Source organism: Azospirillum brasilense (assembly GCF_001315015.1).
GTDB classification, from domain to species: Bacteria; Pseudomonadota; Alphaproteobacteria; order Azospirillales; family Azospirillaceae; genus Azospirillum; species Azospirillum brasilense.
In genome coordinates this window covers 205236-219013 of the sequence record NZ_CP012916.1, presented here as the reverse complement: position 1 = coordinate 219013, position 13778 = coordinate 205236, and the positions used below count along the sequence as shown (strand labels likewise).

The 13778-nt window shown below is 70.8% G+C and carries 12 protein-coding genes; 4 read left to right on the top strand and 8 right to left on the bottom strand.

Annotated features, from left to right (window positions below; genetic code table 11):
* Positions 1-33: 33 nt before the first annotated feature.
* From AMK58_RS22540 to AMK58_RS22505, 8 genes are all read right to left on the bottom strand, one after another.
* Positions 34-849, bottom strand: a complete 816-nt coding sequence (locus AMK58_RS22540) for an enoyl-CoA hydratase (protein ID WP_051140759.1) — start codon at positions 847-849, stop codon at positions 34-36.
* A 30-nt stretch (positions 850-879) separates the two neighbouring features.
* The gene (locus AMK58_RS22535; RefSeq protein WP_035680427.1) at positions 880-1959 is read right to left on the bottom strand and encodes an ABC transporter ATP-binding protein; all 1080 of its coding nucleotides are present in this window, start codon (positions 1957-1959) and stop codon (positions 880-882) included.
* The gene (locus AMK58_RS22530; RefSeq protein WP_051140758.1) at positions 1956-3749 is read right to left on the bottom strand and encodes an ABC transporter permease; all 1794 of its coding nucleotides are present in this window, start codon (positions 3747-3749) and stop codon (positions 1956-1958) included. The genes AMK58_RS22535 and AMK58_RS22530 overlap by 4 nt, the downstream gene beginning before the upstream one ends.
* 157 nt (positions 3750-3906) lie before the next feature.
* Complete coding sequence (locus AMK58_RS22525; protein WP_035680426.1) at positions 3907-4962, bottom strand: ABC transporter substrate-binding protein; 1056 nt, start codon at positions 4960-4962, stop codon at positions 3907-3909.
* A gap of 68 nt (positions 4963-5030) precedes the next feature.
* Entirely contained in the window at positions 5031-5801 is a 771-nt protein-coding gene (fabG, locus tag AMK58_RS22520; RefSeq protein ID WP_035680425.1) for a 3-oxoacyl-ACP reductase FabG, read from the bottom strand.
* Positions 5798-6247, bottom strand: a complete 450-nt coding sequence (locus AMK58_RS22515) for a MaoC family dehydratase (protein ID WP_035680422.1) — start codon at positions 6245-6247, stop codon at positions 5798-5800. Before AMK58_RS22515 ends, fabG begins: the two co-directional genes overlap by 4 nt.
* Positions 6248-6259: 12 nt before the next feature.
* Complete coding sequence (locus AMK58_RS22510) at positions 6260-6661, bottom strand: Zn-ribbon domain-containing OB-fold protein (RefSeq protein ID WP_035680419.1); 402 nt, start codon at positions 6659-6661, stop codon at positions 6260-6262.
* A gap of 9 nt (positions 6662-6670) precedes the next feature.
* The gene (locus tag AMK58_RS22505) at positions 6671-7876 is read right to left on the bottom strand and encodes an acetyl-CoA acetyltransferase (RefSeq protein WP_301340890.1); all 1206 of its coding nucleotides are present in this window, start codon (positions 7874-7876) and stop codon (positions 6671-6673) included.
* 404 nt (positions 7877-8280) lie between these two features.
* Between AMK58_RS22505 and AMK58_RS22500 the strand changes: the two genes are divergently transcribed.
* The 4 genes from AMK58_RS22500 to AMK58_RS22485 all read left to right on the top strand — a co-directional run bounded on the left by AMK58_RS22500 (position 8281) and on the right by AMK58_RS22485 (position 13775).
* The gene (locus AMK58_RS22500; protein WP_035680416.1) at positions 8281-9483 is read left to right on the top strand and encodes a CaiB/BaiF CoA transferase family protein; all 1203 of its coding nucleotides are present in this window, start codon (positions 8281-8283) and stop codon (positions 9481-9483) included.
* A gap of 137 nt (positions 9484-9620) precedes the next feature.
* Complete coding sequence (locus tag AMK58_RS22495; protein ID WP_051140760.1) at positions 9621-10538, top strand: LysR substrate-binding domain-containing protein; 918 nt, start codon at positions 9621-9623, stop codon at positions 10536-10538.
* A complete protein-coding gene (locus tag AMK58_RS22490) occupies positions 10535-11029 on the top strand; it encodes a thioesterase family protein (protein ID WP_051140757.1) in 495 nt (164 codons plus the stop codon). Before AMK58_RS22495 ends, AMK58_RS22490 begins: the two co-directional genes overlap by 4 nt.
* 205 nt (positions 11030-11234) lie before the next feature.
* Entirely contained in the window at positions 11235-13775 is a 2541-nt protein-coding gene (locus AMK58_RS22485) for an ABC transporter permease (protein WP_059399482.1), read from the top strand.
* Positions 13776-13778 lie beyond the last annotated feature (3 nt).

Below are 13778 nucleotides of genomic sequence, written 5' to 3'. Positions count from 1 at the left end.
TAGTGAAGGGTGTGGATGGCGGCAAGGCCGTCCCTACCGCCCCACCCAGACCGGGCGGCGCTTCTCCAGGAAGGCCGTGATGCCCTCCTGATAGTCGGCGGAGAGGTAGCAGAGGCGCAGCAGGTCGGCATCGCCGTCCGCCGGCAGCCCATGGTCGCGCCAGCGGCGCAGGGCCTCGCGAGTCGTCCACAGGGTCAGCGGGGCAAGGCCCGCCAGTTCCTCGGCCAGCTCCTGGGTGCGCTCGGCGAGGTCGTCGTCCGCAACGACGCCGCGCAGGGCGCCGGCGCCGGACAGCTCGTCGGCGCTCAGCAGGCGGGCGCTGAAGATCATCTCCTTGGTCCGCGCGGTGCCGAGAATGGCGGCCAGCCGGGCGAGGTTCTTGATGCTCAGGCAGTTGCCGACGGTGCGGGCGATGGGAAAGCCGAAGCGCACCGACGGCGTGGCGATGCGCACGTCGCAGCAGGCGGCGAGCAGCGCTCCCTCCCCCACGCAGGCACCGGCCAGGGCGGCGATGGTGGGTACGCGCACCGCCTCCAGCGCCATCGCCGCGGTTTCCGCGCGGTCCTCCAGGATCGTGTAGTCTTCCGGCGTCTTGACGCTCTGCAGACAGGACAGGTCGGCACCGGCCATGAAGGCGGGCTTGTCGCCGACGGCGCCGGTCAGCACCAGGGCCTTCACCGCCGGGTCGGCATCGACCTCCCGGCAGATTTCGATCAGCCGGTCCTCCATCCAGGGGGTGATGGCGTTGCGCGCCTTGGGCCGGTTGAAGATCACCCACTGGACGGCGCCGCGCCGCTCGGTCAGGATTTCGGGCAAGGCGTCGGCCTCGCCGGTCGTGGCGATGGTCATCGTTCGGACTTTCTCAGTTTTAGGCCGCGATCAGGCCGCCGGTCCGAGGATCTGGCAGGACCCGATGGGAAGCAGCGCCGTCACCACGCTGCCCGGAGCGAAGCTCTGCGCGGGCGGAATGAAGGCGCGCAGCGTCCGCCCGCCCCCCAAATCCACCAGCACGTCGCGGTACTCGCCCAGATAGGCGGAGCGCTGGACCGTGCCGGACAGCACGTTGCAGCCCGTGGCGTCCGGCGCCTGGTCCGCGGCGAACAGCCGGACCTGGGAGGGCCGCACGCACAGCGACACCGTTCCGCCATGCGCCGCGCCGCTGCGGTCGGGGGCGGTCAGCACATGGCTGCCGACGCGGATGGCGCCATTGCCCTCGCTGGTCCCGGCCAGCTCGTTGTTGGCGCCGATGAAGGTGGCGACGAAGGCGTTGGACGGCCGCTCGAAGATGTCTTCCGGCGAGCCGAGCTGCTGGAGGTGGCCCGACTTCATGACGGCGATGCGGTCGGCGGTGACCAGCGCCTCCGACTGGTCGTGGGTGACATAGACGGTGGTCAGGCCCAGCAGGTCATGGACCTGCCGGATCTCGAACCGCATCTCCTCGCGCAGATGGGCGTCGAGGTTGGACAGCGGCTCGTCGAGCAGGAGGATGCGCGGCTCCACCGCCAGAGCGCGGGCCAGCGCGACGCGCTGCTGCTGGCCGCCCGACAGCTCCGACGGGTAGCGGTCGCGCAATGCCTCCAGCCGGACGGTGCGCAGCGTGCGGTCCAGCCGCTCGGCGATCTCCGCCTTGGGCAGGCGGCGGATGGCGAGGCCGAAGGCCACATTCTCCTCCACCGTCTTGTGCGGCCACACCGCGTAGTTCTGGAAGACCAGGGAGATGCCGCGCTTCTCCGGCGGCAGCACCCCGCGCGCCGAGGACAGCAGCACGTCGTCGGCCCAGATCTCGCCCTCCGTCGGCGCCTCGAACCCGGCGAGGAGCTGGAGCGTCGTGGACTTGCCGCAGCCCGACGGGCCGAGCAAGGCCAGCAGCGTGCCGTTGGGAACCTGCAGGTCGATGCCGTGCAGAGCGGTGTAGGTGCCGAAGGACTTGCGGAGGTTCTTGATGCGGATCCCGCTCATGTGGGGAGAACTCCTTCCGCCGGGGCGGTTTTGCGACCGGATTTGCGAGAGGTGCGGCGCACGGTGGTCAGGCGCGTCAGGGGACCGGCGGCGGCCACCAGCGCCAGCGTGATGAGGAGGAGAAGGACGCTCATGGCGCAGACGGCCTCGTAGTTGCCGCCGTCCTTGGCGTTGTAGATCAGGGTGGTCATCACGTTGGTCTTGGGCGTGATGAGGAAGACCGCCACCGACAGCTCCCGGATGATCGGGATGAAGACCAGGAACCAGCCCGACAGCAATCCGCCGCCCATCAGCGGGATGGTGATGGACAGGAAGGTCCGCCCCTCCCCGGCGCCCAGGCTGCGGGCGGCGCGCTCCAGCTCCGGCCCGATGCCCTTGAGGATCGACCCGCCATGGGCGTAGGCGATGGGCAGGAAGGTCGCCGCGAAGGCCGCCACCAGCAGCAGCGGCGTCCCGTAGAGGTTCAGAGGCGCCCGCGTGTAGGCGGCGAAGAAGCCGACCGACATGACGATGCCGGGGATGATGATGGGGACGGTCGCCACCGCGCCGAGCAGGCTGGCGCCGACGACCATCCGCCGCTCCACGATGTAGGCGACCACGGTGCCGAGCATCACGCACATCGTCGCGGCGAGCGTCGAGAACAGCAGCGAGTTGACGATGGCGGTGTGCGTCTCCGAGTTGCCGAACAGCGCCCACCAGTACCAGTGCAGCGACAGGTTCTCCCACGACAGGCCCTGGCCCCAGGCGCGGGTCAGCGACACCAGCAGCAGCGCCGCGTAGGGCAGGAACACCGAAACCAGCGGCAGCAGCAGAGCCGCGCCGAAGGCCGGCCAGCGGGCGGCGCCCAGCGCGATCCGCCGCCCCGCCCGGCTCTTGCCGGAGATGGTGACGAACTGCTTGCGGCCCAGGATGCGGCGGCGCATCCAGAACAGCATGGCGGTGACCAGCAGCAGCGGCATGCAGTAGGCGGCCGCCATGTAGATTTCCGGCGGGAAGAGCTGGTAGAACTCGGCCAGCTTGGTCGTCACCACCGGGATGCCGGTCGGCGTCAGCAGGAAGGCCGGGACGCCGAACAGCGTCAGCCCCTGGATGAAGGACAGGATGAAGCTGGCGATCACCGCCGGGGTGACCAGCGGGATGGTGATGCTGAGCATGGTGCGCAGCGTGCCCGAGCCCAGCGTGGCGGCGGCGTCCTCAAGCTCCACGGCCATCTCGTCGAGCGCGCTCGACACCATGGTGAAGCTGTAGGGGACGGTGTAGATGCCGCAGATGAAGATCGCCCCGGTCATCGAGTAGATGTTCAGCAGCGGCCCCGCCTCCGCCCCGGCGAGCGAGCGCCACAGCGCGTTCAGCCAGCCCGAGTTGGGCGCCGCCAGCAGAATCCAGCCGGTCGCGCCGATGAAGGACGGGGTGACGAAGGCGGTCAGCGTCAGCACGCGGATGGTGCGGCGGAACGGCAGGTCGGTCCGCGACACCAGCCAGGCCAGCGGCACGCCGATGCCGACGGCGATCACCGCGGTCGCCACGGCGAGGAGCAGCGAATTGAACAGCGGCTCCAGCAGGTCCACCGACTGGAAGATCCGCGCGTAGTTGCCGAGCGTCCAGGTGCCGGTGATGTCGTCGTGGAAACTGTTGTTGAGAACCCAGCCGAAGGGCAGAACCACCAGCAGGAAGAGAAGAAGGGCGACGGCGCCGAAGACCAGGGTCCTGGCGAGCGGCACGCGGGCCATCGCCGGGCGCGCGGTCGCCGCGGCTGCGCTGTCTGGGCTGTCCGTTGAAATGACCCCCATAGGGTCCGCCTCCATTGTCCGTACTGTCCCCCGCCCCTCCGGGGAGAGGGGTGGCGCCAAAGGCGCCGGGTGAGGGGGTTGCGCTTTTGCCGAACGGTCCGACACGCGCAACCCCCTCACCCTACCCCTCTCCCCAGAGGGGAGAGGGAATCAGCGATCAGCGCACCAGTTCCTTCCACTTGGCGATGCCTTCCGCGACCTCCGGGCCGAGGTCGTCGCCGGTGTTGCGGTACCACTTCAACTGGTCCAGCGACCGCCCCTCCGCCCAGGGCACGTCCTTGCGCAGCGTCGGCCAGTAGTTCTTCTGGAGGATCATCGACACCTCCGTGGAGTAGAGGAAGTTGGTGAACAGCCGGGCGGCGTTCGGGTGCGGGGCCTTCGCCAGGATGCCGGTGACGCCCAGGTTCAGAATGGCGTCGTCGGACGGCGCCACCACATCGATGGGGTTGCCGGCGGCCTTCTGGGTCAGCGTGTAGCTGAAGGGCGCGCCGGAGCCGACGACGCGCTCACCGGCCAGGATGTCGGTCACGGTGTCGACGTTGGACTGGCCGACCTTCGGCTTCTGCTTGCCGAAGGCGCGCAGGAAGTCGTCGCCGTACTTGCGGCGGATGGCGACCACCCAGTTCGCCACGTCGCCGGAGAAGGCCGGGCTGCCGGTGGTGATCTTGCCCTGCCACTGGTCCTCCAGCAGCGCCTGCCAGCTCTGCGGCGGGGACTGCACCTTGCCCGGCGCGTAGTTGATGCTGGTCAGGCTGATGGCGCCGACATGGAACATCTTGTCCGGGTCGAGGGTGCGGAAGGCGTCCGGAATGTGCACCCCGTCCACCGGCTCGAAGGGCGCCAGCGCGCCGATCTTCTTCAGCTCCGTGTAGTGCAGCATGTTGGTGGTGCCCAGCGAGTCGCACTCGTGGACGCCGCTCTGCAGCTCCATGCGCAGGCGGGTGTAGACGGTCTGCGAGGCCTGGCGGAGCAGGTTGACCTCGATGCCCGGATACTTCGCCTTGAAGGCGTCGCGGATCGCCTCCATCGTCTGCTGCTCGTAGGAGCCCCAGTAGAGCGTCAGGGCACCTTCCTTCTTCGCGGCGGCGTAGAGCGGGTCATCCGCCGCCGACGCGATGCGCGAGAAGGCGGTGCCGGCCAGCCCGCCGGTCACCAGGGCGGTGCCGACGAGTCCGCCGGTCTGGAGAAGGCGGCGGCGCGAGAATTCCATCATGTTGCCAATCCCTGTCTTGTTGTTGCGGTTCCGCCGTTTCGGCGTCGTTCTTCGTTGCTTGTCGGAAATCAGTAATCGCCGGTGGTCGCCCCACCGTCGGCGACGATGGTCTGGCCGGTGACGTAGGCCGCGTCGTCGGACGCCAGGAAGGCGACGACGGCGGCGATCTCCGCCGGCTTGCCGAGGCGCCCGATGGGCGTTTTCTCCAGCCACTGCGAGCGCACCGCGTCGGGCACGCCCTCGACGATGGCGGTCTCCACGACGCCGGGAGCGACGGCGTTGACCAGGATGCCGCGGCGCGCCCCTTCCAGGGCGGCGGTGCGGGTCAGCCCGACCACCCCGGCCTTGGAGGCGGAGTAGTTGGCCTGCCCGAAGGTTCCCAGGATCGCCGTGGAGGCGATGTTGACGATGCGCCCCCAGCCGCGGTCGCCGACCAGCCGGAAGGCCGTCTGGCAGCCCAGCCACGTGCCGCGCAGGTTCACGTCGATGACGGCGCTCCATTCCGCGTCGGTCATCTTGGGCAACGAGCGGTCGCGGACGATGCCGGCGACGTTGACCATGATGTCCACGCCCCCGAAGGCCTCGGGCAGGCCGGTCACGGCGGCGCCCCAGCTTTCCCGGTCGGCGACGTTCAGCGCAGTGGCGTGGGCCTGAGCCCCGTCGGCGCGCAGCGCGGCGGCGACGCTCTCGGCGGCCTCGGCACCGATGTCGGCGACGACGACCGCCGCCCCTTCCGCGGCCAGCCGCTCGCAGACGGCGCGCCCGATGCCGCCGCCGCCGCCGGTGACGAATGCGACACGACCGGCGAGGCGGCGGGGATGGGTGGCAGCGGCGCTCATGCCTGCGCCTCCTTGCGGGCGATGGAGAGCACGTCCTCGCCCTCCTGCACGGTCTCGCCGCGCTGGTTCTTCACGGTGATGGCGACGCGGACGATGCCGCGGTCGGGCTTGGAGGCGCTGGGGCGGACCTCCGCAACCTCGGCCTCGTAATGCACGGTGTCGCCGGCGAAGACCGGGCCGACGAAGCGGCGGCGCGTCTCCAGGAAGGCGAGGATCGCCCAGTCGTCGATGGCGGAGCGCAGCCCGGTGCTGAGCGAGTGGGTCAGCATGCCGTGGGCGATGGTCCGCCCGAAGCCGTTGGCCTTGGCGGCCTCGGCGTCCATGTGCAGCGGGTTGAAGTCGCCGGTCAGCCCGGCGAACCAGACGATGTGCGCCTCGGTGACGGTGACGCGCGAGGAGCGCGTTTGGTCGCCCGGCTTGATGTCGTCGAGATGGATGGCGGTCATTCTAAGGCACCCTCAGTCGGGAGTCCGCGGGCGGAACACGGGAAGGCTGGTGGTCTCGTCGAGCTGGTGGAAGGCCACGGCAAGCGGCAGTCCGGCCCGCAGATCGGCCTCCGCCACCCCCTCGACGCGGGAGAAGACGGTGACGCCCTCCTCCAGCCGGATCAGGGCGCAGACGTAGGGATCGCCGCGCTGGTTGCCGCGGTGGACGACCGAATAGGTCAGCAGCTCGCCGCGCCCGCTCGCCTCGACCCACTCCGGTCGGGCGTGCGGGGCATGGATGGAATGGGCGCGCGGGTACCACTGGAACCGCCCGGTCTCCGGGCAGCGCTGGATCAGGAAGCGCCCCTCGCGCGCCGCCTCCCAGAAGGGGGCGGAGGTCTCGTCCTGGACCGGCGGGATGGTCATGACAGTCATCGGGACACCTTACCGGGCAAGGATGGCGGTGGCGGCGGAGCAGAAGGTGCCGCCCAGCCCATGGGCCAGGGCGATGCGGGCGTCGGGCACCTGAACGCCCGGCCCCTCGCCGCGCAACTGGCGGACGCTCTCGATCAGGGTGAAGATGCCGCGCTTGCCCGGATGGTTGGACGACAGCCCACCGCCGTCGGTGTTGGTCGGCAGGCTGCCGCCCAGCGTCAGGTTGCCGTCCGCGACGAAAGCGCCGCTCTCCCCGCGCCCGCAGAAGCCCAGATCCTCCAGCGCCAGCATCGGCGTGATGGTGAAGGCGTCGTAGATCTGCGCCACGTCGATCTCGCCGGGGGTCAGCCCCGCCATGGCGAAGGCGCGCGGGCCGGACAGCGCCGCCGGGGTGGTCAGGTCGTCGGGAATCTGGCTGTTCTGGGTGCGCGCCACGGCCGCCCCGTAACCCACCAGATGGACCGGCGGCTTCTTCAGGTCGCGCGCCCGCTCCCGGCTGGTCATCACCACGGCGCCGCCGCCGTCGGTCACCACGCAGCAGTCCAGCCGGTGCAGCGGCGACGCGATCATCGGCGAGGCCAGCACGTCGTCCACCGTGATCGGCTTGCGCAGCCGGGCGTCTGGGTTCTTCGCGGCGTGCTCGCGGAAGGTCACGGCCACCTGGGCAAGCTGTTCCGGTGTGGTGCCATACAGGTCCATATGGCGACGGGCGAACAGGCCGTAGGTCGAAATCAGCGTCGGCGCGTAGGGAATCTCATACTGGCCGGGACCGGCGGGGAAGACGAAGGGGTCGAAGGACGGGCTGCTCAGCGGCCACCAGCGCGGGCAGGCCGCGTAGCTGATGACCACCACCTCGGCCAGCCCGGTGGCGATGGCCGCCGCCGCCTGCCCGGCCTGGAGGATGTAGGAGCAGCCGCCGACGTCGGTGCTGTTCACGTAGGTCGGCGCGATCCCGATGTATTCGGCCAGTTCGACCACATCCATGGTGCTGCCGCCCTCGGCCCAGTCGCCGGAGGCCGCGCACAGCCCGTCCACGTCCTTCAGGGTCAGCCCGGCGTCGTCCAGCGCGCCGAGGATGCACTCCATCTGAAGGGCGAAGGGGTGGACGCGCGGCGCATCCCGGCGGGGCGATTCATAAACGCCGGCGATGGCCGCCTTTCCCGAAAGATCGATCACGCGCGGGTTGTCCTTTCCTGGTTGTGGAAGGCCGCGCATCGCTGCCGCGACGCGCGCCGAGCGGCTTCAGTGGACAGGCGATGGGAGTAAAGGGATCGCCCGTCTCGGAAATCGCGAAGAATTCCCGTTGGCCGGCAGAGATTTCGATCAGGCCGATCCGCTCCCGGCAAGATCAAGACTACCGGACACAGTTCGTGTCACAAGCAGAAAAAACGATGCGGTCCGGTGCACGGAACGCACCAATGCTACACCGGGCAAATCCATGGAACGGTGCTTTCCATGCACCGGATTGGGCCAAACTAAGCGATTGTTTTCCGGCCGCCGCGGCGCAAGCCTTTGGGTGTCGCATTCCCGCCGCCGCTCTGGACCGGACCGGTTTCCAGCCGGGCGCGCGGCCCCGCCCGGCCCGCCTGAACGGCGTCCGGCCATCCGAAGGATCTTGCATGCTCAACACCGATACGCAACGCCGCGAAGGCCCCCTGGCCGGCGTGCGCGTGGTCGATCTCACGCACATGTTGGCCGGCCCCTACAGCACCTGGCTGCTCGGCGCGCTGGGGGCGGAAGTCATCAAGATCGAGCGTCCCGGCAAGGGCGATTTCACCCGCATCATTGCCCCCTTCAGCGAGGAGGAAAGCATTTACTTCCTCAGCGTCAACCGCAACAAGCGGAGTCTGACGCTCAACTTGAAGGAGGAAAAGGGCAAGGAGATCTTTAAGAAAATCGTCGCCACCTGCGACGTGCTGGTGGAAAACAACCGGGCCGGGGCGATGGACCGGCTGGGGCTGGGCTACACCGATCTGAAGACGGTCAATCCGCGGCTGGTCTACGCCTCGATCTCCGGCTTCGGGCAGGACGGCCCCTACCGCCACCGGCCCTGCTTCGACGTGGTGGCCCAGGCGATGTCCGGGATGATGAGCATCACCGGCGAGCCGGGCGGCGATCCCTGCCGGGTCGGCGCGTCGATCGGCGACATCGGGTCCAGCCTGTTCGCCGCCGTCGGCATCCTCGCCGCCCTGCAGAAGCGGACCGGCACCGGCGAGGGCAGCTTCATCGACGTGGCGATGCTCGATTGCCAGCTCGCCCTGATGGAGAACGCCATCGCCCGCTTCCTGAACGCCGGGGAGACGCCGCGGGCGCTGGGCAGCCGCCACCCGCTGATCGCCCCCTTCCAGGCCTTCCCCACCGCCGACAAGCCCATCGCCATCTGCGTCGACACCAACGAGCAGTGGGACCGGATGTGCCGCGCCATGGGGCTGGAGCATCTGCTGTCCGACCCGCGCTTCCCCACCGGCTCGGCCCGCAACGCCAACCATGCGGAGCTGGAGCCGCTGCTGCGCGAAGTCTTCCTCACCCGCGGGCGCGACGCCTGGCTGGACGCGATGGAGGACGCCGACGTCCCGGCCAGCCCGATCAACAGCGTGCCGGACGCGCTGAACGATCCCCAGGTGGTTCACCGCAAGATGGTCGTCGAGGTGCCGGAGGGCTCGGGCAAGCGCTTCGCCGCCGTGCCGATCACCATGCCGGAGGCCCCCCTGCCCGCGGAGAGCCCGGCACCGCGGCTGGGCGAGCACACCGACGCCATCCTGGCGGATCTCGGCTTCAGCCCCGACGAGATCGGCGCCTTCCGTCGCGACGCGGTGGTGTGATGGCCGGCGGCGCGGGGGGAGAGCGACGGGTGGCGGCGGGCGAAGGGGCGCGTGCGGTGCTGGCGGAATTGGTCCATACTGCCGCCGGGATCGCTCCCAGCCTCGCCCCGGCTTCCGTCCACAGCACAAAGGTCCGCATGGCGCGCCGCCTTCCGCCCCTTCTCGCCCTCCGCGCCTTCGACATCTTCGCCCGCCAGGGCACGGTGCGGGCCGCCGCCGACGAGCTGGCGGTGTCCCACACGGTGGTGTCGCGCCACATCCAGAATCTGGAACAGGCGGTGGGGGTGAAGCTGGTGGCGAAGTCGGGGCGCGGCCTGTCCCTGACCCGCGAGGGCATCCGCTACGCCTCCCAGCTCCGCCGCGCCTTCGACCTGATCGGCGAGGCCAGCAACGAGCTGCGCAACGGCGGGATGGAGGCGGTGCACATCTGCTGCCTCGCCGGGCTGGCCTCGCGCTGCCTGCTCGCCCGCCTGCCGGAGCTGGAGGAGGCGCTGACCGGGCGGGAGGTGATCCTTCAGCCGACCTCGACCCGCCCCGATTTCAGCCGGGAGGAGGCCGACGCCGAGATCATGTATCTTGAGGACGGCGGCTCCGTCGCCGACGGGCTGCGCTCGGAGATGTTCGCGCGGCCGCGCATCCTCGCCATCGCCAGCCCGGAGTTCAAGGCGCGCTACCCCGACGTGCGCACGCCCGCCGACCTCGTCGGCCTGCCGCTGATCCACGAGCAGTCCACCGGCATGTGGGAAGCCTGGCTGGAGGAGGCCGGCATCGCCGACATCCCCCGTCTGCGCGGCCCCCGGCTGTGGCAGGCGCATCTGACCATCGAGGCGGCCCGGCTGGGGCGCGGCGTGGCCCTGGTCAGCGACCTGCTGGTGACAGAGCCGCTGGCCAACGGCGAGTTGGTGGAGATGGTGGACAGCAACGTGACCATCGGCGGCTATTACTTCATCGCCCCGGTCCACCGCTGGAACACGCCGGTCATCTCGGCCATCCGGCAATGGCTGCGCGGCGTCTTCCCGCCGGACCAGACCTCCCCCCTCCAAGGCACCCCATGACCCAGGACCACGCCCTGCCGCCGGACATCCTGCTGTCCGGCGTGCACACCGTCGACGAGAGCTGGATCGACCTTTACGGCCACATGAACATGGTGCGCTACGTCGCCCTGTTCGACGAGGTCGGCTATGCCCTGATGGAGCAATGGGGACTGGGCGAGACCTACACGCGGGACAAGGGGCTCGGCCTGTTCGTCGTCGATGTGGCGGTGCATTACCGGCGGGAGCTGCGCGCCGGCACGCCCCTGCGGGTGGCCCTGCGGCTGCTCGACGCCGACGACAAGCGCCTGCTGAGCCTGCTGGAGATCCGCCGGACCGACGACGGAACGGTCGCCGCGACCATGGAACAGCTGTCGATCCACGTCGATCTCGGCACCCGCAAGGTGACGCCCTTCCCGCCGCCTCTGGCGGAGCGCCTGCGCGCCCTGGCGGCGGTCCAGTCCGCCCTTCCCCTCCCGCCCCGCCACCGGCGGCGGCTGCACATCCGGGAATAGCGGCGCCCGCAAAGCCCTCGCCCCTCCGGGGAGAGGGAAGGGACCCGCGCCGCAGGCGTGGGAAGGGTGAGGGGGATGCCCGTGGCGCCAAGTCCGGCAGAGGCGCAACCCCCTCACCCTTCCCTCTCCCCGGAGGGGAGAGGGGAATGTCAAACGCAACAGCGGCGCCAGCGAACCGGTTGCCGGCTGGCGGGACCTTCACGATATGTCCGCCATGACTCATCTGCGCATCGCGTTGCGGCTGGCTTGGCGGGACCTGCGGGGCGGCGTCGCCGGACTTTGGATCGTCGTCCTTGGCGTGGCGCTGGGAACTGCCATGATGGCCGCCGTCGGCTCGCTCAGCGGCGGCGTGCTGGAGGGGATGCGGGCCACCGCGCGCGAAGCGGTCGGCGGCGACCTCTCCCTGCGCCTGTTCCACGCGCCGGCGACGCCGGAGCAGCGGGCCGTCCTCGGCACGTTGGGCAGGGTCGGCGAGACGGCGGAGTTGCGTCCCGTCGCCTCAACGGTGACCGGCAGCGCCCGCGCCCTGGTCGAGTTGAAGGCGGTCGAAGGAAGCTACCCGTTGGTCGGCGCGGCGACGGTGTCCGGCGCCCCGTCCCTGAACGATGCGCTGGCCCACCGGGACGGGCGATGGGGGGCGGCGGTGTCCGCCGACCTCCTCGACGCGCTGGGACTTTCCCTCGGCGGCCGGCTGCGGCTCGGGGCCGCCGAGGTGGCGGTTCGCGCCGTGCTGGAGCATGAGCCGGAGCGGGCGTTCCGCGCTTTTTCCCTCGGTCCGCGCGTCGTCATCGACCGCAGGGCGCTGGACGCGACGGGCCTTGCCGAGCCGGGGATGCCCGTCTACTGGTATTATCGCCTCCTCCTGCCGGAAACGGTCCGGTCCGACGCCGTCCTGCGCGATCTGGAAGAGCGCTTCCCCGACGCCGGATGGCGGATCGTCGATGCCTCACACGGCATTCCGGGCGTGGACCGCACCGTCCACCTCGCCCGCGCGTTGTTCCTTCTGGGAGCGCTGTCCATTCTGCTGGTTGGCGGCGTCGGCGTCGGCCGGGCGCTGTCGGCGCATCTCGCCCGGCGGCTGCCGGTCCTCGCCACGCTGAAGGCGCTGGGCTGTTCGCCACGCCTTCTCTTCACCGCCTTCCTGTTGCAGACGCTGGCTGTGGTCGGCGTGGCGCTGCTGATCGGCGTGACGACCGGCGCTGCGCTGGCTGCCATAGCGGTCAACGCCCTGCCGCTCGACTGGATGCCGGAGACGGGCGGCGCCGTCGATCCGGCGGCCTTGCTGCTGGCGGGGGCGGTCGGGCTGCTGGCGGCCCTGCTCTGCGCCGTGCCGCCGCTGGCCCGCGCCGCCGGGACCAGCCCTGCGGCGATCTGGCGGGGGGCGGTGGATGGATTGTCCCGGCCCTTGGGCTGGCGGCCCCGTGGCGCGGTCGCGCTGCTCGGGCTGGCGCTCGCCGGTCTGCTCATCGCCTGGACGGGCATGCCGCTCGCGGTCGCCGGCTTCCTGCTCCTTGCCGGGCTGGTGGCGGCGGGCTTTGCGCTGCTGGGGCGTGGGCTCGCTGGTATGGCACGCCGGCTGGCGCACGGACGGCGACCGGTGATGCGGCTGGCCGTCGCCAACCTCGGGCGGCCCGGCACGCCGACGGTCCCGGTCGCCGTCGCGCTGGGCATCGGCCTGACCCTGCTGGTGGCGGTCGGCGTGGTCGGACGGTCGGCGACCGGCCATGTCGCGGCGACGCTGCCGGCGCAGACGCCCTCCGTTGTCGTGCTGAACGTTCCCCCGCCGGACGGCATCGGCTTGAGCGAGCGCCTGTCCGCCCTGCCCGGCGTCGGGCGGGTCGAGACGGCGCCTTTCCTGCACGCCAGGATCAGCCGCCTCAACGGAGTCGCCATCACCGAGGCGAATGCCCCGCGCTCCGTCGGCTGGGCGGTGCGCGGCGACCGCGGCCTGTCCTGGCGCGCCCGCCCCGCTACCACCGACCGGATCGTCGCGGGGAGCTGGTGGCCCGAGGGCTATACCGGCCCGCCGCTCGCCTCGCTGGACGCGCAGGTCGCCCGCCGGCTGGGGCTGGCGGTGGGGGACAGTCTCACGCTGGCCCTGGCGAGCGGTCCGGTGACCGCGACGATCGCCAACCTCCGGCGCATCGACTGGACGCGGCTGGACCTGGATTTTCCGGTTCTCCTCTCCCCCTTCCCCGAACCGCCGCCGCACAGCCTCGTCGCTGCCGTCTGGTCCTCGCCCGAGGCGGTTCCGGCGGTTGAAGCGGCGGTGACGCAGGCCGTCCCGCAAGCCCCCACGATCCGCGTGGCGGCGGTCCTGGACACGCTGGGTTCGACCGTCCAGACCGTGCGCCGGCTGCTGGATGGCCTGTCCGTCGTCGCTCTCGGCGCGGCGGCTGTGGTCCTTCTCGGCGCCATCGCCAGCAGCGCCCGGCGGCGGCTTCAGGAGATGGCGATCCTGCACGCCCTCGGGGTCGGACGGCGTTCGATGGTCCAGGCGGTGGTGCTGGAATTCGTCCTCCTGGGCGCCGCGGTCGCCGCGGTCGCGGTGCCGCTCGGCTGGGTCGGCGGCGCGGCGGTGGTTGCCAGCCTTGCCGACGGCGCTCCCCTGCCTGGAGGCGCTGTTCCCCTGGCCGCCTTCCTCGGGACCGTTGCCGCGATGGCCGCGGTCGGGGCCGTGCTGGTGGCTTGGCTGCCGCGACGGGACGTGATGCGTCGGTTGCGCAGCGGGACGCTGTCCGCCTGACCC

Excerpts from the sequence above, each read along its gene's own strand:
- AMK58_RS22540 (WP_051140759.1), bottom strand. The coding sequence starts at position 849 with ATGACCATCGCCACGACCGGCGAGGCCGACGCCTTGCCCGAAATCCTG.
- AMK58_RS22535 (WP_035680427.1), bottom strand. The coding sequence starts at position 1,959 with ATGAGCGGGATCCGCATCAAGAACCTCCGCAAGTCCTTCGGCACCTAC.
- AMK58_RS22530 (WP_051140758.1), bottom strand. The coding sequence starts at position 3,749 with ATGGGGGTCATTTCAACGGACAGCCCAGACAGCGCAGCCGCGGCGACC.
- AMK58_RS22525 (WP_035680426.1), bottom strand. The coding sequence starts at position 4,962 with ATGATGGAATTCTCGCGCCGCCGCCTTCTCCAGACCGGCGGACTCGTC.
- fabG (WP_035680425.1), bottom strand. The coding sequence starts at position 5,801 with ATGAGCGCCGCTGCCACCCATCCCCGCCGCCTCGCCGGTCGTGTCGCA.
- AMK58_RS22515 (WP_035680422.1), bottom strand. The coding sequence starts at position 6,247 with ATGACCGCCATCCATCTCGACGACATCAAGCCGGGCGACCAAACGCGC.
- AMK58_RS22510 (WP_035680419.1), bottom strand. The coding sequence starts at position 6,661 with ATGACTGTCATGACCATCCCGCCGGTCCAGGACGAGACCTCCGCCCCC.
- AMK58_RS22505 (WP_301340890.1), bottom strand. The coding sequence starts at position 7,876 with ATGCGCGGCCTTCCACAACCAGGAAAGGACAACCCGCGCGTGATCGAT.
- AMK58_RS22500 (WP_035680416.1), top strand. The coding sequence starts at position 8,281 with ATGCTCAACACCGATACGCAACGCCGCGAAGGCCCCCTGGCCGGCGTG.
- AMK58_RS22495 (WP_051140760.1), top strand. The coding sequence starts at position 9,621 with ATGGCGCGCCGCCTTCCGCCCCTTCTCGCCCTCCGCGCCTTCGACATC.
- AMK58_RS22490 (WP_051140757.1), top strand. The coding sequence starts at position 10,535 with ATGACCCAGGACCACGCCCTGCCGCCGGACATCCTGCTGTCCGGCGTG.
- AMK58_RS22485 (WP_059399482.1), top strand. The coding sequence starts at position 11,235 with ATGTCCGCCATGACTCATCTGCGCATCGCGTTGCGGCTGGCTTGGCGG.